Here is a 22381-nt window from a genome sequence, read left to right on the forward strand (position 1 = left end):
TGAATTAACTTAGTTTTTCAGCCAGTTGGCTTATGATTGTTGCAGCAGATTTATGCTGGTATAAGATTTGGTAAACGGCTTCACAGATAGGTAAGGCAATCTGATGCTTACGCATATAATGCTGTATACAGGCAGAAGCATAATAACCTTCTGCTACCATATTCATCTCAAGCTGTGCAGACTGTACACTATAGCCTTTTCCGATCATCGCTCCAAAAGTTCTGTTTCTACTGAACTGCGAATATGCTGTTACTAAAAGATCGCCTAAATAAGCTGATTTATTAATATCGCGGAGCGGATTAGGATCAATGGTCTCGACATACGTTTCCATCTCGCGGATTGCATTTGAGATTAAAACCGCCTGAAAATTATCGCCGTAGCCTAACGAATGACATATTCCTCCGGCCAATGCATAAATGTTTTTCAATACAGCACCATACTCAATCCCATACACATCGTCCGAAATAATCGTTTTTATATAACGGCATTCCAGTAACGATGCCACTAACTTCGCATTTTCTTCAGATTTGGAGCCAAAAGTCAAATAAGATAGTTTCTCCAAAGAGACTTCTTCAGCATGACATGGTCCACCGACAACTAAAATATTCTCCAAAGAGACATCGTATACCTCCTGTAAATAATCACCAATGATCAGATTTTCATCAGGTACGATACCTTTTATGGCAGAAACAATAATTTTTCCTTCCAGATCTGCTTTTGTCACATCCTTTAAGGCTGCTTTCAAGTAAGCGGCAGGTGTATTCAAAATAATAATATTTGATACCTGAATTACTTCTCTAGCATTTGTTGAAATATGATCTGTATCCAGCTTTACTTCAACAGCACTTAAATAACTTGGATTTTTTTTATGCTTTTTGATATAGTCAACATCTTCTTGTTTACGGACCCACCAATGTATATCCTTTTCAACGACGTTGTCACCCAGCATTTTAATCATTGCTGTAGCCCAACTACCACTACCAATAAGCCCTACTCTATTTTTTTGCATTAAATTTTGTTACTAGACAGTTTGAGCAAATATACTTAATTATATAATAATTAACATTCACCTGGATCCTAACTTGGTATATTATGCCTTAAAATAGGTTATTTTTGACGAAATTCAAACAGACTCACCTAGACATGTCATTTGGCGATCATGATGGCTTATATAAATATTCATCTAAATCGTAATGTGATAGCTAAATATTATTAAAAGAATAAATCACCAAATTTTAAAGCACACCCGCATGTACCTATATTTGTACTGAAAGACGGACTACACAAATAGTCATATCACTATAACTACTCGCTAATACCAAAATGGAACACATTAACTTTTCGCAAAACTGGAATAATAAATTGGACTGTGAGGCATTTACAACATTGCGGATGCCCAATGAACGGTATAAGACTGGGCAAGTATTTGAGATTACATTAAATGAAGAAAGTAAAAGTTGCGCCACTCTTGTGGCAATCACCTACATCAATATAGAAGATATCACTGAATATATAGCCAGGTTAGACACCGGCTGCAGTGCTGAAGATTGTAAAAAGATTATACGCGATATTTATCCTAATGCTGATTTTACACAACAACGACTTGCATATCTTTTATTTGTAAAGTCTAAGGATAACTAAAATACTGTGAATAATATTTAAATTAAGGTCTGCCTTACACTTCAAGGCAATTATAGTTAAAGTAGTATTGATTATGATTTACTCTTGAATGTTGCTGAATCCATCCATATACACTTACATATTATAGATCTCGCACAAGAAATAATTATTATTGGTCGTAAAGAACCGATATTTATGTTTAATATAAGGTGTAATTATAATTGTATAATAAGACAAATATATCTAAGTTTGACAGGAATATTCAGTGCTAACAGCGTTTTGGCTTGGGCAAGAATAACAAAATATAGAAAATTTTAAGGTAACATATTTATAAGATGAGCAATAATGATATCATGAAAAAGCTTCGAGTAGCTTTAAAATTCACGGACGACGACATTATTAATGTATTAGCGTTAGTCGATTTTAGGGCAACAAAAACGGAATTAAGTGCCATATTCCGTAAAGAAGATCATCCAAATTTCAAACCTTGCGGAGACCAGTTACTTCGGAACTTCTTAAATGGATTAATTATCTATAACCGTGGTCCTCGAACTAAAAATAATGATCAGAAGGCATAATATAATCTTTAACGTATAAATAAAAGCAAAATAGTGTCGAAAGCATCACCTTCCGACACTATTTTAGTATAAGCTCAACGATTATAATCGCTCTAAACCTACAGTTCCATAAATACGCTCCATAACCACTACACCTTCGGGGCTCGTTACTTCAAAGGCATCATTGTCCGCTTTTGACCATCCACCTACTACTTTATCTTTGTTATCGTATAACGTTGCACCATAAATTGTAAGTTTACTTCCTCCTTTAAAAGTTAATGTCTTAAGATCAAAAGTACTTACTTTTGAACTATCGCCTTTTACCATCAGCGTTGCTTCCCTTATTACATTTATACCTATTTCTCCTTCAGTAACTGCATATTTTATTTTTACCGAAGCAACTTTTGTAAGATCTACCTTTGATCCAGCTGATTTTTCATGGACTGTACTATCTGTAAATACTAATCTTACAGATGTGATTGCATTTGTGGGAGGAGTCAATTCGTCAGCATCATTTTTACTACAAGCTGTAATTCCTATTGCTATTGTTAAGACTAATAATAATTGACCGAGCATCTTTCTTGTTTTCATATTCTTTATATTTATGTATTAATTTTATTTAAGACAAAATTACATGCAACTCCCAAGAAGCAATACCAGCATACCGTTATAAAATATCAACTGAAGACCAATTTTCACTTAATTTATGATTCTGTCCAAAAACGTATATAAAAATTTAGTCTTTTACCACACTTTTTTACTGCAACTATTTAAATAATGGTCAAATAATTGCACTAATAATCAGAACTATAGGTTAGTATTTCATTATAAAGCAATATTTCAAGAAGTATAGTGTATCATGTACCAATTTTCATACGTTATAAATCAAGGTTTTTAACCTGAGTAAAAACAGAACAACCTAACAAAATTCTAGTCCATTGGAAACAGCTGTTATAAAATATTTAGTCACATAAAACAGTCATTATTTACATATGAAAGAAATCATTCATGAGTTTGGTATAGAAACTGACTGGGTAGAGCCAATGGCAAAAGCTTTAGGTGGATACATTAGCGGTAACCATATGCTAATTCCGGATACCGTCCATACCGGAACCCGCTATGTGCTATCTGTAAATCCTGACATCACGGTTATGTTTGCAGATGTCCTCTACCACCAAGATATCCACTTTAAGCTCCGCAATACAAATTCAGATTTTATTGGCATCTATTTTAATCTCACTGAAGGGGACTCTTCTCACATCACAAATAATGACGCACTAGCAATGGGAAGATGGAACTACAATCTTGCCATTGTTGAGAGCAGTGTAAACCTCGACTACCGTGTTAAAGCTGGAACCAAGACATACAACTTTTGCATTTTCCTCCGTAAAACACTTCTCAAAGAATATTTAATTGGTTCTGGACATTTAAAAAAACTGATCAATCGGGTCTTTGATCAGAATCAAAACACGATCTTTCACTATAATATCATGAGCAATAATAGTTTACAATATATTAATGAATTTCGAAATAGCAATATTGAGCCACTAACCTTTGATTTGTTTTTAAGTGCAACGGTCTTTAACTTATTAGGCGAATATCTTGATGAACTGATCAAAAAAGATCTTGTTGTCAGTAAACTTCACGACACTGATTTTACTGCTATCATTTCCTCTCAGGAATTTCTGATCAGTAAGCTTAAAGATTCTTTCCCAGGAATCAAAACAATTGCTGAACAGGCTTTTATGTCCGAAACAAAATTTAAAAAATTGTATAAAAAGATCACAGGTCTTACTCCTTATGAATTTTACCTTCATAATAAGCTGGAATTGGCACGTGATCTATTAGTAAGCGGGAACTATAACATTGGAGAAATTGCAGACAAACTGCAGTTCCCAACGGCATCCAATTTAACGCATCTCTTTAAAAGTTACTTTGGCGTTTTGCCAAAAGACTATTTAACACAATTATAATGGAGACATCTTCAAAAAACAGTATTCAATTTTCCCATACGGTAACCATGGATACAGACTGGAGGCAAGATTTTATCGAAAAACTTGGAGCAAAATATCTTAATCAGCGGCAATTGGTTTTTCCTGAAAATTTAGCGAGCGGTGGCTCTTATCTTATGGAGGTCATTCCTGGCTTGACAGTTCTTGTTGTAGACCTCACCTTTCATCAAAGCATATCCTTTACTAAAGTTGCTTCATCCGGTGATTTCTGTATTGCATACTATGATATCAGTGACCAAATCAGCATTCACAAAGTCAATGACACGAAGAATAAAGTTGGCTATCATTCAAAATTAGGAATGGGACTTGTTGACGCAGGTCTGAGCAGTACTTATATTCCCCCCATTTCAGAACGAATGTATTCCTTTCGGTTATTGATTTCAAAACAGCTTCTTCATAAACATCTGGGCAACATTGTCCCAGAATCTATTGTTGAGAAGACGTATGCCAAAAAGAATACCATATATTTCTACAGTCACATTGATAGCCGTACCCGGGTTTTACTTCTAAAACTGAAAGATCGTCAATACGAAGACAGTTCTTACGAACTATTTCTCAAAGGTGCCGCCTTACAGGCTTTTGGAAGTCTTATTGAAAGGTTAAGTCAACAGAAATTTGTAGTAGGTAAGCTATCTGAATTTGATGTACAACAAGTTGTGAATAGTCAGATTTACCTTATGGAACAGTTGCTTGAAAAATTTCCAGGTACTGAAAAGCTAGCCGAAATAGCCTGTATGTCTGTGACTAAATATACCCGATTATTCAAAAAAATATATAAATGCAATCCGAATAGCTTCTTTCTATCTGAAAAGTTGTTATTAGCAAAAGAAATGGTAAGAAGTGGTCAGTTCAATACCATATATGAAGTCGCTTATGCTCTGGGCTATTCAAAATCTGACTATTTCTCGGCTATTTATAAAAAAAGATATGGTGTACTTCCAAATGAGGATTTTGTTTCCTCGAGTAATCGCAAGGAAGCGACAGCGTAATGTAGTTGATGGTATGTGGCAGTACTCTGCCCATGGGGAATTACTTTTTCGCCAAGAGACTGATTTAAAGAGTCCTTCAAATTCTCCTTTAGCATTTCCTTGATAAAAAAAATCACAAGAAGACCGTTGGTAGACCATGGATACCGAAAACCAACCACTAATCCAATAGTAATTATCGAAAATATAGCTTCTATAACGAATATCTATAAATAAACCACAGTTATAGATTTAAAACCATCGAATATCAGTATTCGCTTGCTTCACCTGCTGTATATAACGAATTTTAGATTTAATAATTAGCAATTGCAACAAAAGCTCTTAGGTCAGGGTAAGGTAAACGCTAATAAAATCTTAAAATTTAATTATGAAAAAGTTAAGTGGAATGAAGAGCTTCTCTTCACTAGAAAACAATAAGTTAGATGAAAAAGATTTGGAAATGCTACAAGGGGGCCGTCGTTCTATTGGCGCTTCAGTCGTTTATTCGAACTTCCTGAATGCACAAGGTCAACAAGATATTGATACTTATGATCAATATGGAGCATTTGCTGGCAGAATTTGGGATAACTCTTCAGATTGTTCAGAAGCTAATACGTGGTAATAAACTGAGGGATATATTATCTCAATATTCTATTCTAAAAAAAATCAAATAGAATCAAGAAGAGCATCTCTTCTTTGAAAAACAATCAAATATGTATTCTGACTAAGAATTACATATTTGATTGTTTGATGATTTTTTATAGTTCTGGTAGGAGTAGTATTTTAAATTTTTGTTTTTTAGCTCAGTATCCGACAGATATGAATGCGAGTATTAAAAAGAAATTTTGTCATATTCTATTTTTTAATAAAACAATATTAATCTTCAAAAAAAGCAATTACACATTCTACTTTAGTTTAATAGATTTCAAATCTTTAGTCTTCACATCTGCATCAATATCAATCAAAAGCATTCCAGAATTTTCCAGCTTCATTTTCACCTCCTCAATATCGGGCTTTAACTCTTTAATATCAAGCAATTTATAAGCCTCATGATTATATATTAGAGGTAGATTCCCATGATCTTCATGTTCTAAATAATAAATTACTCTACAAATCTCTTGTCGCTGATTTTTTGCAAAGTCAGACATTGATATGTTAAATAGTTTCTTAAAATCCCGTTGAATATCACCTTTATCTGGAATAAAAAACGATGCTAGATACATTTTAATTGCTTTCTTATCTAAATTATCTCTTATTAGCCTGTCGCTTATTATTATATTAACATCTTTATCAATTTTATTATACTCAATGCCGATTTGCCCATCTGCATCTTTTAGTAAATACACTTCTTTTTGATTTTGCCAAAGTAAAACCAAAAAACTACTTATTAAAATCAGGCTTTTCATCTCGTTTAATATATCTAATAAGATATAATATTACTTTTATTCGCTTCAGAATTATTTTTTACTCTTTCAGTGATATCAGAAACAAATCGATCCCTACCTTTATTCCCTTTATTGGCGCCAGACAAAATACAGCATCCAAGAGGCTCTACAACTCCACGTCGCCCTTCCGAATTTGTATATGTCCCGCCAACATGGACTTGGATATTACGTCTACCATCTACCTTATAATTATTTTTATTATTTCGATCTCATAGTTCAAGGCGTCCCCCAGCTTTACCATCCGTCCTCATTAGTCCTTGGTATTCGCCGACACTATTTTTTGGTTCAAATGCCAAATTTTCGACTCAATAGGCATTTTTATCATTACCAGCAAAAGTTCCCTCTGGATCTTGAGCAGCTTTTGGTGAATCGCGAGTTACCGAATATTCAGAAACGGTAAATGAAACATCATCAGCAATTATCATTTGATATAAATTGGTTTCTTGATTATAATCAAGCCCAAAGGATTCTGAAGCCACTATCCTAATATAATCATTACCTATCTCATTCGATGTAATTGTAACTCGTACTGTATCTCCTTTCGGATCAACATTTATAATCGGATTATTAAGAACATAATTGTAAGAAAACCATCTTTGTATTTTTTAGCCTTTGGATCAACCACGTTCCGATCTCCGGATCATAAAATCTAGCCCCGTAGCCGACCGTAGGGAGCTCATGAACTCCTATAAATAATAAACCAAATAACGTGAATAATCATATTGTCCTCCAAGCTCGCCCTGGATTTATTCAGTAATAATTTGTTTTTTCAATTGCCTTCATGTTCCCTTACGGGATTCTTTGCCATTATAAAGATACTTATTATTTCCCGCAGCAACAATACGCTGTTTTCCAAATGGGTAATAATCGTCTTTCTGTAAGACTTCAACTGCATTATTGTTTGATGGATTACGGTAAACTGTTGACCTTACATTGCCGAGATGGTCTGTGAGGTTATACCGATAAGTATAAGTTCCGTTACTATTACGGTAAGCTACACCAGCTCCTGTATGGATCAGTTCGATCGTATTTCCATTATATTCTATACCGCCTACATAGTCTCTATTTCCACCCTGGGTAGAATATTTCCGAATATGTTCGCTACCATCGATGCATTTATTAAAGCCGCATAGCTGAAAAGCATTGCATCTATGTAGATAATAAAAAGCCCAATCTGATGAAAGATTGGGCTTTTTAATTCTTTAAACTCTATATTACTTTTGCAAGGGGCCCATCTTTAATGACTAAGCTTGAACCGCCTGGGAAATCACCTTCCGATAGCCTAGCGATCAATCTATTTGAAATATAAATCTGTGCAACCACTTTATTTTCCGAGTTCCAATTGATATTTATATTCGTTTCATCATCAAATGGTTCGATATTCTCTTTTATAAATTCAATAGGGTTTAAAAATGGTAAATTATCGGGACTGTGCCATTCTGCTTCAACCGGGCTTTTCATTGTATTATATAACCATACATCCCCAACAATTTCATTGTCAATTAACAGATAAGCATAACACACCTTATCATCATCTTCTATCATAACCGAATACTCGGGTTTTAAATCATGCAAAAATTCCTTAAAATAACTCATATTTTATTAATTATTTAATCCAATTATCCCATCGTCCAGTATCCCACTGCTGTTTCCAATGACCTTCTCTCTGCTTTCTAAATTCTTTTCAATCAATTTTTGATGGTTCACTTCCTGTATTTGAATGGTTTTTCTTATAATTCTCACCCCCTCTATGGTCCTGTCTAGTCATTTCATCAAGAGGCCCGTCTGGAGTTTGATCTCTATGATTTAATTCTACTGGCTTTGAATCATCTCCTACTGGAGCATTACCTCTTTTGGAAGGTGGACTTTTTATTTTGTCATCAGCAATTTTATTTCCTCCATTCAAGTAATCTTTTTTATCCTCTTTAGATTTATTCGAATCACCACTATTATCCGTCTTTTTATTCGAATTAAGCATCATCGGATTCAACTGAACATTGCTCCGTGTACCATCCTGTCTCACAGAATATCCCAATTGAGGATACTTATTTGCATTAGATACCACTCCAACAGCTGCTACCAAAAAAATCCCAGTAGTGATGACTTGACGTTCAGTCATTGCTCCAATAAAAGGTAGGAATGGACAAATAGGACAGTTTCCGTCAGGATCTATAAGATTTGTTGGATTATTCCAGCCATATGCATATGGACTTTTATCAATTTGATTCGGATGATCTGCAAGTTTATCTACCACATTCCATCGACCGATCTCAGCATCATAGAAACGAGCCCCGTAATCGTACTGACCTCCAAGCTCGCCCTGGATTTATTCAGTAATAATTTGTTTTTTCAATTGCCTTCATGTTCCCTTACGGGATTCTTTACCATTATAAAGATACTTATTATTTGCATTAATAATTTGTCTTTTAATGGCACAAATGAGCTCATCGCTACGCTCTTTCGGTTATTTCCCGCCGCAACAATACGCTGCTTGCCGAACGGGTAATAATCATCCTTCTGTAAAACCTCTACCAAATTATTCGCTGGATTCCGGTAGACTGTTGATCGAACATTACCAAGATGATCGGTGAGGTTGTAGCGGTAAGTATAAGTTCCGTTACTGTTTCGGTAAGCCACTCCCGCTCCTGTATGAATCAATTCGATTACTGAGCCATTGTACTCAATACCGCCGACATAATCTCTATTTCCACCCTGGGTGGAATATTTGCGAAGTTTTGTACCGAGTGCATCGTATAAATAACCGACCTTGACCGTTGATCCAGCGTTCCAAGCAGAATCCAGAAGATTGAGATGGTTGTAGTTAAAGTTCATACCGGTACGGTCTGTCTTGGCATTACCGTTCAGATCGTAAGTGTATGTGCCACTAACTCCCCCGGTGACACTTAGAAGTCTGTTACTTTTGTTGGCATTGTTATAGGCATAGCTGGTCGTGGTCAGTGTGGCCGTATTGCCTACATTGCGTTTTAACACCGTGATATTGCCCATATCATCGTATGCCAGATCTTCGATCATTACGGTTCCTGTACTGGTACCGTTCTTCAGCCTGTTAAGTCCATCGTAGCTGTATTTGAAAATATTGGAAAGCGCCGGACTGCTATGTGCCCAGTGCTGCTCGGATATATTCCCGTTATACTGCTTGCCAAGTGTAGGCTCATTGATCACGTATTTGCTCTCCAAGATACATTCCTCGCCAAGAACAAGATGCAGTCGATACTCAAATAAAACAACGACGCCCAATCTTTCTCGGATTGGGCATTGACACAGGAATATCTCACATCCGATGACTATTTCTTTTCTAAGGAGTCTAAGCTAAGTTCATAAACATCCCCCAATTCACCATTGCATTTAATGAAGATATTTTTAGGAACTTCAGAAAAATCAATTTTGGTGACTAAAGACTGGTCACAGTCATTTTTATTTGTGTTATAAAAGAATAGTTCATTCTTGTCTAACTTTATAGGCTGATCACTTATTGATCCCAACACATACTTCCCAAAGTATTTCTTTTTATTATCATATAACAAAACAGCACCTGTAGTATGGTTATTAGGCCCCCATACACGACCCCATGTAGCTACAAAATATTTCTCTTTAGTTTTTGTATCAATTTCGCCTAAATAAGTTATAGTAGCTTCATTCATATAACCCTTTTTGTCACTCAGATTGAACTTAAAAGGCTTACCAATAACACCTTTGGATAATACAGACAATACAATATCTTCTTTGTCTTGAGAGAGCCCATAACAAGAGAAACAAAGTAAAATAGACATCATTAAAAGCTTATTCATAATTCTAATAGTTTTGTGAGGTTGGTTTTACAGAGTTTCCTGATCATATCTTTTATAGATTTTAGATAATACTATCCATATTTAGCAGCACCACCTCCGTTATAATTATTAATAGTCTTATCCCATCCTTAAAATTTAAAACTCATTTGGTCAGTTTTTGGATTATAGCCGGCTCCACCCTTAAAGCCTTTGGTTGCTAGATCTTTTATACCCGCATTAATTAATGTAATAGAACCTGGTACAACTCCTTTTGAAAGCCCATAATTCGCTTTATAGGGACTATAATCTGCAAAATTACTGACACCATTATTAACCTGCATAATATCTTTTTTCTCATTCGCCTCCGTCCCTGTACCAATACCAGATTCTTGCATTGCAATAGCTTTTACCGTAGTAGGATATACATCAGGTATTTGAGATGTAGCCGATGATGGTATTAATTTCCCTCCATCCGTCACCAATGACAGAGAACCTTCGTTTTTATCCATATTGAATACAGCCGTACTTGCCTCTATTTGGTAATCGTATTTTTGATCCCCCCCCCCTTTGTTATTGGAACCACCTTTACCTTTTATAACATTAGGCATTGCAACTAGTTGATAATTACCGTCCGAATCTTTCACATAAGTTTTAAATTCAGTTTTTGAGTTAATCAGACTTGTTTCTTGCCCCTTTCTATTAAAATACATAATATCTGTTAGCACCATTCCATATGGATCTATAAACCGGATCTCATTATCAAATCCATAATTATAAGGCGAATGCCTCTTCATCTGCTCCGCCAGAGGATCTATAACATTCCACCTGCCTATCTCTGCATCATAGAACCTTGCCTCATAATCATACTGACCTCCAAGCTCTCCCTGAATTTATTCAGTAATAATTTGTTTTTTCAATTGCCTTCATGTTCCCTTACGGGATTCTTTCCCAATACGAAGATACTTATTATTTGCATTAATAATTTGTCTTTTAATGGCACAAATGAGCTCATCGCTACGCTCTTTCGGTTATTTCCACTGCTTGAAAAAATTCGCTGTTTTCCAAATAGGTAATAATTGTCTTTTTGAAGCACTTCAACACCATTGTTATTCGCAGGGTTCCGGTAAATCGTTGATCTCACACTAGTCAAAGTAAATTATCACATTCATACTGATGCAATAAAGCAAAGCCTCATTCCTTCAGAAATTAAAATATAACAAGCCTCACGAAGGACTTGGGAATCTCACACCAACGGAATTATCAAAAAATCTTAGACACAAATAAATCAATTAGTAACGTAAATTTGAAAAGTCCAATCCTAGCTGTAGGAAAAATAGGGTACTTACAAATAGGCTTTACAGGTCCTGCAATATTAAGACTTAATAGACAGTTCCAATAAGTACTACAAATAAACAAAAAAGATACGGTAAAGATCCTTTACGATAAATTAAGACCACACTACCTATGTAAAACCGGGTATTGTGGCCTTAATTTAAACTTTCATTTTTTTATCTAAAAAACAAAAGTAGTACTTACCGCTTATTAAACAAATCTAAGCAGACTCATATAAAATAGCTTTCATATCTATTTTGAACTTTTCTTTATCAAAATCTTTTACGGCCTTGGGCAGCTTATCTAAATTTGATAAAGACTCCAATATTCTAGTTTTTAAAAGTTCCATACTATCATAATCGTTGCCAGAAACAAAACCTTCATACTCATCAGAAGTTAAAACAATGTCATCAAGGAATAATTTAACCATTCTCTGCATCTCTCCTGTAAATCTGTTTTTTGTTGTTTTATCACGAACGTACAAAGGTTTTTTGGCTTTAAAAAGATGCTCAAAACCGGGAGGGGTTAAAACACTTGTAAAACCAATAATATAACTTTCTAGGTCTGAACCATAAAACCTTCCTTCAAAAAAAAATTTTAATTTTTTTTGAAGATCGCTAACAAGATCTAATTTATGTTGAGATCCTGCATCCATTATTAAGCTTAAATTAAATTTCATAAATAATTATCTAAAAATCTTATTTCCTGGAGGCAAATGCCCATGGGTAATAAAATAGTTGTATATCTTAGACTTCTCTGCAATTTTTATCTGCATTTGATTTCCATAAAATTGAGGATCTATTTTGACACCCATAGGACCTATTGATTCTAAATAAACACGATCATATCTTTGTTTAGAAGTAGTTTCACCATATTTCCAAACATCGCCACTATTTAAGTACTTCGTAGTTGTTGGCAACGATTTTCCCGAAGTGAAGACGGGATACTCACCAGAAGCGATAGCAGTCAATGCATATTGAGTTCCTAGTGGTCCATGATCACGTTTCATTAATTTCTGCATTTCAAAAGTGGCTTTCCCTGCTAAAGAACCGATTCCTGCTGCCAGTAAAACTACAGGAATAGCGACATCATCACCTAAGCCTATTACTGTAACATCATCTGCGATCAATCCTGCTGAAAGAAGTAATCCTGCTTTCATAATAGTACCGGAATGATCCACAGGATCTGACATTATAGCAGATTCTCCCAAATCTCCTGAAGTAAAGATGTCTCCATTCGACTTAAAAAAACCATGTTCGCCCAATTCAATCTGATTTCCACTAGAAGATGTATACTTAAATCCTGCAGCTCTATAAGTAGCACCACTTCCATAGAGCTCTTCAGCTGTAGCCTGATCTGTAACTCGACTATCATAGAAAACACCATCTGTCGTATTTACCCAGTCTTCCAACATACCAGAAGGATCGGTATACTTGATAGGATTATTGTATCCATAACGATACGGAGACCAACCATAAGCAGCATCCGCCAGCGGATCCACCACGTTCCACCGTCCAATTTCAGCATCGTAGAACCTAGCACCGTAATCATACTGGCCACCAAGCTCGCCCTGGATTTATTCAGTAATAATTTGTTTTTTCAATTGCCTTCATGTTCCCTTACGGGATTCTTTACCATTATAAAGATACTTATTATTTGCATTATTAATTTGTCTTTTAATGGCACAAATGAGCTCATCGCTACGCTCTTTCAGTTATTTCCACCGCTTGAAATAATTCGCTGTTTTCCAAATGGGTAATAATCGTCCTTCTGTAAAACCTCTACCAAATTATTAGCTGGATTACGGTAAACTGTTGACCTTACGTTGCCCAGATGGTCTGTGAGGTTATACCGATAAGTATAAGTTCCGTTACTGTTCCGATATGCTACGCCTGCTCCGGTATGGATCAGTTCGATCGTATTTCCATTATATTCTATACCGCCAACATAGTCCCTGTTTCCACCCTGAGTGGAATATTTGCGAAGTTTTGTACCTAGTGCATCGTATAAATAGGCAACCTTGACCGTTGATCCAGCGTTCCAAGCAGAATCCGGAAGATTTAGATGGTTGTAGTTAAAGTTCATACCGGTACGGTCTGTCTTGGCATTACCGTTCAGATCGTAAGTGTATGTGCCACTAACTCCCCCGGTGACACTTAGAAGTCTGTTACTTTTGTTTGTATTGTTATAGGCATAGCTGGTCGTGGTCAGTGTGGCTGTATTGCCTACATTGCGTTTTAACACCGTGATATTGCCCATATCATCATATGCCAGATCTTCGATCATTATGGTTCCTGTACTGGTTCCATTCTTCAGCCTGTTAAGTCCATCGTAGCTGTATTTGAAAATATTGGATAATGTCGGACTGCTATGTGCCCAGTGCTGTTCGGATATATTCCCGTTATACTACTTGCCTAGTGTGGGTTCGTTATACTTCAGAGCATAGCTGAACTGCGCAGAGCTGGCACTGCTGGTCCAGCCACGTTCATTATAGGCATAGTCGACTGCGGAGTGGAAGTTGGCTCCATTCTTGTCCCCACCCACACTGTTCTTCTTGAGCTGCCCAATTTCGTTATATTCGTTTTTAGTCAGCGTCACGGCATTTGATACATCACCGATGGATGGTACCCTCTCGCAATAGCCCAAATTTCAATTTTAAATGCTTCTGAAAATTTTGTTTCAAATGATCCATCTGCATTCAACAAAGGTATCTACTTTTTCATAATTTTCTTCTTCACCAAATCTATACCAACCAAACACAGTTATCTGTGCGTTAGGAATTACCTTACCTGTAATACTGTCCAAAATTTGCCCTTTTACCAATACATTTTGCCGTACGTCCCTATCTAAAACACACACCTCTAGTATGAATAGACATAAAATTAGTCCAAGAAAATAATTTATACTTTTCATATTTCTATGTTAATTTTGAATTTTGTCTATTTGTTTCCCTTGTAAAACCTCTTGTATCATAGAAACATGAGGCAGTGACTTTTCTAGAGTGTTGCCATGTGAAATATTTTATCAATTGCTCGATAATTATCTAGTTTAGTTACAGCAGAATTTTCCACTTTCTTCGCATTTCCTTTTGATACAGGATATAGAAAAGCTCAGCGAAAGCCTAAAGGACCACATATTTGCCCTCCTTCATGCATTTCTAGCAAAGAGCAAGGCGCAGGCGATACTTAAATAAAACAACAAAGCCCAATCCGATGAAAAATTGGGCTTCAAATGTAAAACAAACTAAACTGTTGATTTTTTACTGGGACAGTCCTAAATCTTTAAGACGAAAACCTGTATAATCACAATTCCAGTCATCAGATCCATATACAAAAATCTCTATATTACTTAATTTCCCTTCATTGACATTCCCGACAAAACCTAAACCGACCTCAAGTCCCTTTATCTCTATCAACTTGTCATTAGACAAAATATCTTCAGAAATCAACAAAAGATCAGTTTCATTATTATAATTTAAAAAAATATACTGTCCTACACCAGTACATTCTCTCTCAACAACACTCAATTTATCTATATGAGTATACAAGCCTGGACAATTCTCTGCCAATGCAAAAAGAAGTGCCAGTTCAAAAACATTTAATTTATCCATTACAGTCCTTTTCTACTAAAAGATGATATTTCTATTTGATTTCCATTTATTACCCGTCCCCCAATTAATCTAACATCCATTTCGCCTACCTTAATAATATTTCCAGAATTACTACTAGGAAGAATTCCATTTGGAAAGACATTTAATTTTCCTTCTTTCAATGCTTTATTAGCAGCTGCTTCAACAGCTTCAAATGCTTTTTCCTGACTACCAAACTTCTCAACTAAGCTTTCCAATGCATGCCCATTCTTACTGTTAAATATATGATGTAATTTTTGGAGTTTCTTTGCTTCTGACATCAATGGTAACAATCCAGCCCATCGCCAAAATGGTGAAAGTCGCTCCCCACTCATATCCTCGCCAGATATAGCCGCTTTGAAATCAAAAAAAGTACCTATAGGAGTAAAACCAATCCCAAGCTCAAAGCCATTATCAAGAAAAGCATCTGATGAACCATTCCCTTTCTGAACTTGACTCCTGCCATTTTTTCTAATTATTGAGCCACGACCATTTGCAAGAATATTCCCTTTTTTCTTTGGAGGATCTTCTTTGTCGCTTTCTTGAATCTGCTGCATAAATGCGGCAATATCGTCTGTATCATTAGTAGACCACCCTCCGGCAGTTTCAACCCACATACCATTTGGATCAAGTTTACCTATCGGATCATTCAAAGCGTAGTTGTAAGGTGAGTAGGAATGATAGCTCTCGGCCAACGGATCTATAACATTCCATCTACCTATTTCAGCATCGTAGAACCTAGCACCGTAATCATACTGCCCACCAAGCTCGCCCTGGATTTCTTTGCCATTATAAAGATACTTATTATTTCCTCCCACAACAATTCTTTGCTTGCCGAAAGGGTAATAATCGTCCTTCTGTAAAACTTCAACTGCATTATTGTTTGATGGATTACGGTAAACTGTTGACCTTACATTGCCGAGATGGTCTGTGAGGTTATACCGATAAGTATAAGTTCCGTTACTATTCCGGTAAGCTACACCTGCTCCTGTATGGATCAGTTCGATCGTATTTCCATTATATTCTATACCGCCAACATAGTCCCTGTTTCCTCCTTGTGTCGAATATTTACGAAGCTTTGTACCGAGTGCATCGTATAAATAACCGACCTTGACCGTTAATCCAGCGTTCCAAGCAGAATCCGGAAGATTGAGATGGTTGTAGTTAAAGTTCATACCGGTACGGTCTGTCTTGGCATTACCGTTCAGATCGTAGGTGTATGTGCCACTAACTCCCCCGGTGACACTTAGAAGTCTGTTACTTTTGTTGGCATTGTTATAGGCATAGCTGGTCGTGGTCAGTGTGGCCGTATTGCCTACATTGCGTTTTAACACCGTTATATTGCCCATATCATCGTATGCCAGATCTTCGATCATTACGGTTCCTGTACTGGTTCCGTTCTTTAGCCTATTAAGTCCATCGTAGCTGTATTTGAAAATATTGGATAATGTCGGACTGCTATGTGCCCAGTGCTGCTCGGATATATTCCCGTTATACTGCTTGCCTAGTGTGGGTTCGTTATACTTCAGAGCATAACTGAACTGCGCAGAGCTGGCACTGCTAGTCCAGCCCCGCTCATTATAGGCATAGTCGATTGCGGAGTGGAAATTTGCTCCATTCTTGTCCCCACCCACACTGTTTTTCTTGAGCTGTCCGATTTCGTTGTATTCGTTTTTAGTCAGCGTCACGGCATTTGATACATCACCGATATGATGTGTGGTCGCTAGTAGTCTGCCCACATGGTCATATTCATTGCTGGTTACGGTGGCCGTCTGTGTTCCGGCTTTATCTTTGTGTAAGCGTGTACTTGTTTTTAACTCCCCGACAAAACTGTAAGTATTCGTAACATAATCTGTACCACCGATATGGTTATCTGCTGCTGTCTGAATTACCCGGCCGTAATCGTCATAATAATTTACGGTCAGTAAGGGCAATGTACCGTCATCCATACTGACTTTTGTGCCCGTAAGCAGACCTTTTACCCTGGAGGTGCTATCCAGGCCGTTTGTTACGGCTAATACGGTGGCAGTTTTAAAGCTGTAATCATCGTAATAATTAACCGTCAGCTCCTGTAACTGGGAAGCAGTAGTGGGAAATGAGCTTATGCTATATGCGGTGCCGGTACGGGTCTCCCATTGTGGAGCTACGGCATCTGCTAATGTCTGTACCTGTGCCCTGCTCGTCTGGCCTGCTGTTCCATTGGTGTAGATGCCGGTACTCGCAATCCGGCCGAATACATCATACTTACTGTAGCTCCACTTTTTAAGCCCGCGCTGGACGGCATCCTGGCTCAGGATAAGCTGGTCATTTTTGTTGTAGACCAGGTATTCCCAGCCTTTGCCCGGGATCTTCTTTTCGATCAACCGTCTTCTTCCATCATATTTATAGGCATACAGCAGTTCGTTGAAATCGGCATTGTTATCGGTTACAGTAGTAGCGGTATATCCTGGAGGGATGACATAGCGCAGGTCTCCAAAATCGTCATATACGTAATGGGTTTCCAATTTCTTTGTATCCGTCTCCCATACGCGCTTAAGCACAATGCGATCTTCAAAGTCTTTGTACTCTTCTACTGTTCCCTGTTTGCCGCTGGCCAGGATCCAGTTCTCGTCCTTGACAACTGTTTTATAGAGTTTCCCTGCGGCGTAGAATGCCGAAGTGGCTCCCGTACCTGCGGCAGTAACAGTCCACATTCTAACGTCACTGGCCACATTGGTTCCGTAATCGGTTACCACTGTATGGCCACTAGCAGAAGTCGTCAGAACTGCTCCTCGATCAGTAGCCGGTTGCCAGGCCAGACCGGGCGCTCCCTGTTCGAGTACTCGGTTTAGCGGGCTGTTCTCAAACACAGTGACGGCATAGGGATTTGGTGTTTTTTTGACGTGGCTATCCCAGCCTTTGCCTGTCGCTGTTGCCGCATAATAGTTCAAAACCTGGGTACCGACATTGGTACGATAGGAACCATTAGTTGCGGTATTTTCGCCATAAGGAAGGTATTTCTTACTTTCTCTTCCAAATCCGTCATACTCGATATGCTGGATGATGTCCTTATAGGTCGGACTGGCCATCAGCTGCACAGTCTGCAATGGTCTACCCAGACCGTCTACATACTGGACGGTCTGGTTTTCCTGACCGATATTCCGGGAAGCATTTAAATTCAGCAATGTTACCCCGGCTTCCCTAAAAGTTTTTTTTAGGATATAGTTTTGCCCTGCACTTGGCTGACTGACAAGCGTTGGAAAGGCCACAATGGAAATTGTCACGTTTCTCCCGGATGGTATGGTAAAGCCATTCTTGAGCGTAATGCTGTTCAGGGCCTGGATACTGGTCTGGTTGTTATAAGCACTCAGTATAGTATCTTTGGGCAGTATCTGACCCTGCGAAACCAAAAAGGAGGCTATAGCTATTGTCAATAACATATGTCGTTTCATATCTGATCTTGCTTAGTTGGGACGGTAATGATAATCCAAAGCACTGATTACATTCTTAAATTGATCAAGAACGGCCTTCAAGCGCTGCATGCCATCGTACTCGTAATACTCGGTCACTCCCCTCGGATCTGTTTTACTTCTCATACCGATCAGTGGCTGGTAGGTATAAGAGGTGATATGAGCCGCAGGAAGGGCTGTTCGAAGTGCTTCCATCTTCTGTGCGATGAATGCCTCAGTGACAGAACTGCTGTTCAGCTGATTCAGCACTGTCTGTCCGCCTAGTTTGGTTAGTACATCACTGTAAGTTGCATTTTTGATCTCGGCAATAGGGTATTGACCTTTATAACCCCAAATGTAGCAGACCGTAACTCCTGCTTTTTCCTTAAGCTCTATTATATTACCATATTGATCATATTGCTGGAACAGGCTTTTATTTTCATAACGACTATCCATAACCGAAGCTCCAGAAAGAATCGAAACAGGCGCAAAATTGGTTATTGGGTTTATGCTATTGGTTGCAAATACAGCACTTGGTCGAGCTATTGCAGGTTTATAAGTGTATAATGTTGATGATAATGTACGTTTGTTGCTGCCATTGCTATTTTCTTTACTGACCGTGTATTCTACAGGAGCGGCTGTAATATATTGCTGTTTCAGATTATTGATACCTCTCGCAATATCATTGTTCGATGTACCAGTGATGATATAATCTACAGGATAGGTAATCCTTGTAACCGTCTTATCTCCGCCACTGTTCACAGTGGTGACCTGGCTTGGAAGCAGATTTTTTGTATTATATTGATAGTTGGTGACCGTTTTAACTGGATTTGCACCATTTTGATCATATTTAATCTCTTCACTGCTCATCAACGGAATCCAATCAGAAACCACATCATAATATGCATAAGAAAAGTCAGTAAAAGTATCCATCCATTCTATCGCTGGCCATATATACCCCTGAACAATCTTTATATTTTGCCATTCTCCAATACGTAACTTATTTACACGAAGATTTTTTTGTTTATAATAAAGACTACCATAATTTTCGCCAAAAAAATCATAACTATTTAGCAAAGAATCGATCTGCACATACTGCCCTCCTATCTGTCTTTTATAAATAGATTTAGACAATAATAAACCTCTTTTATAATCTACACTATTCGGAGGGACTGTTGCTCCCAAAACTCGATATTTACCTTGTAAGGCTACATCAAATATCAAGGGGCTGAGTGTATCCCTGAAAAATGAATAGTGATAATTTACATACCCTAACCCCTCTCCAAATTCATTTACCTGCTGCTCTTTTACTTTAGTATACCCTACAGTAGAGCCCTGAGTAAGTCCCAAAATAGTCTGTGGTGTACTTGATGTTTCTGTTATATCAGCAACCGCTTCCCCTTTTGCAATTCCTGAATATTGACTCACCAAATCATTTACAAAAAGTTGATAATATCTTGTATAGTCAGATGGGTAGGCTATCAAATGACCAGGATTATACTGATAATTTTTTTTATCCGCAAGCTTACCATCCGAACTGTAATTTGCTATCTCTTTAACCCTTAATCCGCCACCAAAAGGAGGTGGTGTATTTCCGGGATCAGGAGGATCACCATATCCATTATATGTCAATGTTGCCTCCATATAAGCGACTCTGGGATCGGGAGCATCCATGCAGCTTACTGTAGTGAGACAGGTGTCACTAACGATGAGTGTATAATCTCCCTGGAACAGTTGTACATTGGAGATATTGAACTCATAACTATGTGAACCATCAGGATTAGGGCTAGGTGCAGTTGTAGGAAACGTATCAAAAGCATCATTATAATACACATTGGTGCTTCCTCGTTTTATACGCACATAAGGTAGATGAAAATTACCTTTTCCTGGAGGCTTGCTATAATTATAGATTCGAAGCTTCAGACGTCCATTAAATTGGTCAAAAGGAACTGTAAAACTAATAGAACGTGAAAAAGGCACAGTTTTACTTCCAGTCACATTTTTAACAACATCCACAATCGGTTGATTGGGCCCTGATTCGTTAGCGACAGTACTTGGATCATATCGATTACCTTCATACTTAAATTCGGTATATCCTCTTGTAGGAAATGTAATCTTACTTAAAGTACCAAATGCAGCATAATCGGGATTAGGCTCCCTGTTTCCAACAAGTTTTCCAACCGACATTTCTGTAAAATTAGTATTTGGGGGCAATAAGTTTTTGCTGGCGGATGCTCCATTAAAGTAGCCCCAATGATCTTGTGGACAATAATATAAATAGTTTGTCGTAAAATTTCTATAGGGAAGCTGGCCGGCTTTATCATACTCGAAATAATAAGGCTTGATATTATTAGCATTCCCACTTTCAATAAGGGAAGATAAATAATAACGTTTTCCGATATAAGAATAATTAAAACCATAATTAGTAATAAGTTTTCCGTCAACATCATAAACCTTCACACTATCCAACATATGACCGGTATTTAGGTCCATATCCTCACGGATAGTATTACTATAAAACATCACCTGACCATTACGCCAGGAAATTTTCTTAAGAACAGTCTGCCCATTAGTATAATGCTTTCTAGGTGCATACGATCCCCCCTCTTTACCATTATACAATACCACTTTTGCACCTAATAGAGCACTATAGCTTGTATTACTTAAGAGCGGTAAAAGAGGTTCATTAGGTATTTCCTTATAAGAGTGAACTGGAGCAAGAACATATATTTCTTTTTTTAGCCCATATTCAAAATTTATGGTATCGACCCGATTTGCGAGAATAATTTGCGATAGATAATATCCTGATGTAAAATCTCTTCCGCCTTCTGGACTATCTGCAATTCCTATTCCGGCGCGTGTTACCTCCAAATTAGTAAACTTATAGATATTTCCCTTATCGTCAGCAATCACGTAGGCTTCATCGGGAACGCCTGTAGCTAATGGAGGAATATTTTCCTGCTTTAACACTGAAAACGGAGAGTATATAAACTTTAAATTACTAACTGGGATCGTTCGGATGTTAAAGGTACTATCCATAAGAAATCTTCCCGAAAATCCTGCAAAGTTATAATAGTGAATATCCGATTCGGTTTCACGCAGTGCATCACTATAAGCAGAGCTCTCCTTTAATATATGATAATCTTCTGGAACTCTAAGATTAAAAGTCTCCTTAAACCTTAGCCCAGTTTTTACTTGATGTGCATAACCTCCAGCACCTTCGTCATCAGGTCGTCCTATCACAGTCCGTCCTATCATACCTCCGGCGCTTAAGCTCCAGTTTACGCCTACCCAAGAGGAGATATCATCAACCTTTACACCACTGGCATGATACCTAACTGTGATTGGTAGGCTGAAATCACCAATTGTGATGTTATAAATTGGAATCGAAATATCCGGCACACCTGTATAATATGATACCGGCCAAAATCCATATTTTCCTAAAGAAGTTGCTTCCGGAGAAGCATTTACCACTCTGGGTAGCATCCCGTTTATGGAAGGGTTAGCAGAAGTACTGGTTTGAGCCAAGCAGTTCCCGTAAAAGGTTATAATAAGAAAAAAGCCCAGCAGGTTGAATTTAATCAATTTATGTATCATTACTATATA

Annotated in this window: 22 protein-coding genes; 5 read left to right on the plus strand and 17 right to left on the minus strand. The window is 37.4% G+C overall.

The window, feature by feature from the left end; genetic code table 11:
- Positions 1 to 4 precede the first annotated feature (4 nt).
- A complete protein-coding gene (locus ACFS6I_RS10590) occupies positions 5 to 1009 on the minus strand; it encodes an NAD(P)H-dependent glycerol-3-phosphate dehydrogenase (protein ID WP_132767747.1) in 1005 nt (334 codons plus the stop codon).
- Positions 1010 to 1323: 314 nt separating this feature from the next.
- Here ACFS6I_RS10590 and ACFS6I_RS10595 point away from each other — a divergent pair, with 314 nt between their 5' ends.
- Together ACFS6I_RS10595 and ACFS6I_RS10600 are read left to right on the plus strand one after the other, a co-directional pair.
- Complete coding sequence (locus ACFS6I_RS10595; protein ID WP_380920307.1) at positions 1324 to 1641, plus strand: hypothetical protein; 318 nt, start codon at positions 1324 to 1326, stop codon at positions 1639 to 1641.
- 332 nt (positions 1642 to 1973) lie between these two features.
- A complete protein-coding gene (locus ACFS6I_RS10600; protein ID WP_232789260.1) occupies positions 1974 to 2198 on the plus strand; it encodes a DUF1456 family protein in 225 nt (74 codons plus the stop codon).
- Between the two features lie 81 nt (positions 2199 to 2279).
- On the opposite strand, the gene ACFS6I_RS10605 is transcribed toward ACFS6I_RS10600, so the two are convergent.
- A complete protein-coding gene (locus ACFS6I_RS10605) occupies positions 2280 to 2768 on the minus strand; it encodes a hypothetical protein (protein WP_132767743.1) in 489 nt (162 codons plus the stop codon).
- Positions 2769 to 3169: 401 nt separating this feature from the next.
- Here ACFS6I_RS10605 and ACFS6I_RS10610 point away from each other — a divergent pair, with 401 nt between their 5' ends.
- The 3 genes from ACFS6I_RS10610 to ACFS6I_RS10620 all read left to right on the plus strand — a co-directional run bounded on the left by ACFS6I_RS10610 (position 3170) and on the right by ACFS6I_RS10620 (position 5776).
- Positions 3170 to 4150 carry a helix-turn-helix transcriptional regulator gene (locus ACFS6I_RS10610; RefSeq protein WP_380920310.1) on the plus strand — a complete coding sequence of 327 codons (981 nt, stop codon included), beginning with the start codon at positions 3170 to 3172 and terminating at the stop codon, positions 4148 to 4150.
- The gene (locus ACFS6I_RS10615) at positions 4150 to 5178 is read left to right on the plus strand and encodes a helix-turn-helix transcriptional regulator (RefSeq protein ID WP_380920312.1); all 1029 of its coding nucleotides are present in this window, start codon (positions 4150 to 4152) and stop codon (positions 5176 to 5178) included. The genes ACFS6I_RS10610 and ACFS6I_RS10615 overlap by 1 nt, the downstream gene beginning before the upstream one ends.
- A 364-nt stretch (positions 5179 to 5542) precedes the next feature.
- A complete protein-coding gene (locus tag ACFS6I_RS10620) occupies positions 5543 to 5776 on the plus strand; it encodes a TIGR04139 family peptide modification target (RefSeq protein WP_380920314.1) in 234 nt (77 codons plus the stop codon).
- A gap of 283 nt (positions 5777 to 6059) precedes the next feature.
- Here the strand turns inward: ACFS6I_RS10620 and ACFS6I_RS10625 are convergent, their stop codons facing one another.
- From ACFS6I_RS10625 to ACFS6I_RS10695, 15 genes are all read right to left on the minus strand, one after another.
- Positions 6060 to 6560 (minus strand): hypothetical protein, encoded by a 501-nt coding sequence (locus tag ACFS6I_RS10625; protein WP_380920316.1) that lies wholly within the window; start codon positions 6558 to 6560, stop codon positions 6060 to 6062.
- A 344-nt stretch (positions 6561 to 6904) separates the two neighbouring features.
- Positions 6905 to 7078: a hypothetical protein gene (locus ACFS6I_RS10630; protein WP_380920318.1), complete on the minus strand. Its 174-nt coding sequence runs from the start codon at positions 7076 to 7078 to the stop codon at positions 6905 to 6907.
- A 730-nt stretch (positions 7079 to 7808) separates the two neighbouring features.
- Positions 7809 to 8195 (minus strand): hypothetical protein, encoded by a 387-nt coding sequence (locus tag ACFS6I_RS10635; RefSeq protein WP_380920320.1) that lies wholly within the window; start codon positions 8193 to 8195, stop codon positions 7809 to 7811.
- Positions 8196 to 8283: 88 nt separating this feature from the next.
- Entirely contained in the window at positions 8284 to 8853 is a 570-nt protein-coding gene (locus tag ACFS6I_RS10640) for an HNH/ENDO VII family nuclease (protein WP_380920322.1), read from the minus strand.
- A 95-nt stretch (positions 8854 to 8948) separates the two neighbouring features.
- Entirely contained in the window at positions 8949 to 9857 is a 909-nt protein-coding gene (locus tag ACFS6I_RS10645) for a hypothetical protein (protein ID WP_380920324.1), read from the minus strand.
- Between the two features lie 47 nt (positions 9858 to 9904).
- Positions 9905 to 10408: a hypothetical protein gene (locus tag ACFS6I_RS10650; RefSeq protein ID WP_380920326.1), complete on the minus strand. Its 504-nt coding sequence runs from the start codon at positions 10406 to 10408 to the stop codon at positions 9905 to 9907.
- 128 nt (positions 10409 to 10536) lie between these two features.
- Positions 10537 to 11277 (minus strand): RHS repeat-associated core domain-containing protein, encoded by a 741-nt coding sequence (locus ACFS6I_RS10655; protein ID WP_380920910.1) that lies wholly within the window; start codon positions 11275 to 11277, stop codon positions 10537 to 10539.
- A gap of 23 nt (positions 11278 to 11300) precedes the next feature.
- Complete coding sequence (locus ACFS6I_RS10660) at positions 11301 to 11528, minus strand: hypothetical protein (protein ID WP_380920328.1); 228 nt, start codon at positions 11526 to 11528, stop codon at positions 11301 to 11303.
- A 411-nt stretch (positions 11529 to 11939) separates the two neighbouring features.
- Positions 11940 to 12398 (minus strand): hypothetical protein, encoded by a 459-nt coding sequence (locus tag ACFS6I_RS10665; protein WP_380920330.1) that lies wholly within the window; start codon positions 12396 to 12398, stop codon positions 11940 to 11942.
- A gap of 6 nt (positions 12399 to 12404) precedes the next feature.
- Positions 12405 to 13223, minus strand: a complete 819-nt coding sequence (locus ACFS6I_RS10670; protein WP_449329221.1) for a hypothetical protein — start codon at positions 13221 to 13223, stop codon at positions 12405 to 12407.
- A gap of 206 nt (positions 13224 to 13429) precedes the next feature.
- Positions 13430 to 14005: a hypothetical protein gene (locus ACFS6I_RS10675; RefSeq protein ID WP_380920332.1), complete on the minus strand. Its 576-nt coding sequence runs from the start codon at positions 14003 to 14005 to the stop codon at positions 13430 to 13432.
- A gap of 393 nt (positions 14006 to 14398) precedes the next feature.
- A complete protein-coding gene (locus tag ACFS6I_RS10680) occupies positions 14399 to 14632 on the minus strand; it encodes a hypothetical protein (protein ID WP_380920334.1) in 234 nt (77 codons plus the stop codon).
- 346 nt (positions 14633 to 14978) lie between these two features.
- Positions 14979 to 15329 (minus strand): hypothetical protein, encoded by a 351-nt coding sequence (locus tag ACFS6I_RS10685; RefSeq protein WP_380920336.1) that lies wholly within the window; start codon positions 15327 to 15329, stop codon positions 14979 to 14981.
- The gene (locus ACFS6I_RS10690; RefSeq protein WP_380920338.1) at positions 15329 to 18778 is read right to left on the minus strand and encodes a DUF6443 domain-containing protein; all 3450 of its coding nucleotides are present in this window, start codon (positions 18776 to 18778) and stop codon (positions 15329 to 15331) included. Before ACFS6I_RS10690 ends, ACFS6I_RS10685 begins: the two co-directional genes overlap by 1 nt.
- Positions 18779 to 18790: 12 nt before the next feature.
- Positions 18791 to 22261, minus strand: coding sequence for a hypothetical protein (locus ACFS6I_RS10695; protein WP_380920340.1), 3471 nt, complete (start codon positions 22259 to 22261; stop codon positions 18791 to 18793).
- Positions 22262 to 22381 lie beyond the last annotated feature (120 nt).

It is taken from the genome of Sphingobacterium anhuiense, assembly GCF_042686355.1.
GTDB classification, from domain to species: Bacteria; Bacteroidota; Bacteroidia; order Sphingobacteriales; family Sphingobacteriaceae; genus Sphingobacterium; species Sphingobacterium anhuiense.

Bases quoted from the DNA above. Each gene is read 5' to 3' on its own strand.
- ACFS6I_RS10590 (WP_132767747.1), bottom strand. From the start codon at position 1,009: ATGCAAAAAAATAGAGTAGGGCTTATTGGTAGTGGTAGTTGGGCTACA.
- ACFS6I_RS10595 (WP_380920307.1), top strand. From the start codon at position 1,324: ATGGAACACATTAACTTTTCGCAAAACTGGAATAATAAATTGGACTGT.
- ACFS6I_RS10600 (WP_232789260.1), top strand. From the start codon at position 1,974: ATGAAAAAGCTTCGAGTAGCTTTAAAATTCACGGACGACGACATTATT.
- ACFS6I_RS10605 (WP_132767743.1), bottom strand. From the start codon at position 2,768: ATGAAAACAAGAAAGATGCTCGGTCAATTATTATTAGTCTTAACAATA.
- ACFS6I_RS10610 (WP_380920310.1), top strand. From the start codon at position 3,170: ATGAAAGAAATCATTCATGAGTTTGGTATAGAAACTGACTGGGTAGAG.
- ACFS6I_RS10615 (WP_380920312.1), top strand. From the start codon at position 4,150: ATGGAGACATCTTCAAAAAACAGTATTCAATTTTCCCATACGGTAACC.
- ACFS6I_RS10620 (WP_380920314.1), top strand. From the start codon at position 5,543: ATGAAAAAGTTAAGTGGAATGAAGAGCTTCTCTTCACTAGAAAACAAT.
- ACFS6I_RS10625 (WP_380920316.1), bottom strand. From the start codon at position 6,560: ATGAAAAGCCTGATTTTAATAAGTAGTTTTTTGGTTTTACTTTGGCAA.
- ACFS6I_RS10635 (WP_380920320.1), bottom strand. From the start codon at position 8,195: ATGAGTTATTTTAAGGAATTTTTGCATGATTTAAAACCCGAGTATTCG.
- ACFS6I_RS10650 (WP_380920326.1), bottom strand. From the start codon at position 10,408: ATGAATAAGCTTTTAATGATGTCTATTTTACTTTGTTTCTCTTGTTAT.
- ACFS6I_RS10665 (WP_380920330.1), bottom strand. From the start codon at position 12,398: ATGAAATTTAATTTAAGCTTAATAATGGATGCAGGATCTCAACATAAA.
- ACFS6I_RS10675 (WP_380920332.1), bottom strand. From the start codon at position 14,005: ATGATCGAAGATCTGGCATATGATGATATGGGCAATATCACGGTGTTA.
- ACFS6I_RS10680 (WP_380920334.1), bottom strand. From the start codon at position 14,632: ATGAAAAGTATAAATTATTTTCTTGGACTAATTTTATGTCTATTCATA.
- ACFS6I_RS10685 (WP_380920336.1), bottom strand. From the start codon at position 15,329: ATGGATAAATTAAATGTTTTTGAACTGGCACTTCTTTTTGCATTGGCA.
- ACFS6I_RS10690 (WP_380920338.1), bottom strand. From the start codon at position 18,778: ATGAAACGACATATGTTATTGACAATAGCTATAGCCTCCTTTTTGGTT.
- ACFS6I_RS10695 (WP_380920340.1), bottom strand. From the start codon at position 22,261: ATGCTACCCAGAGTGGTAAATGCTTCTCCGGAAGCAACTTCTTTAGGA.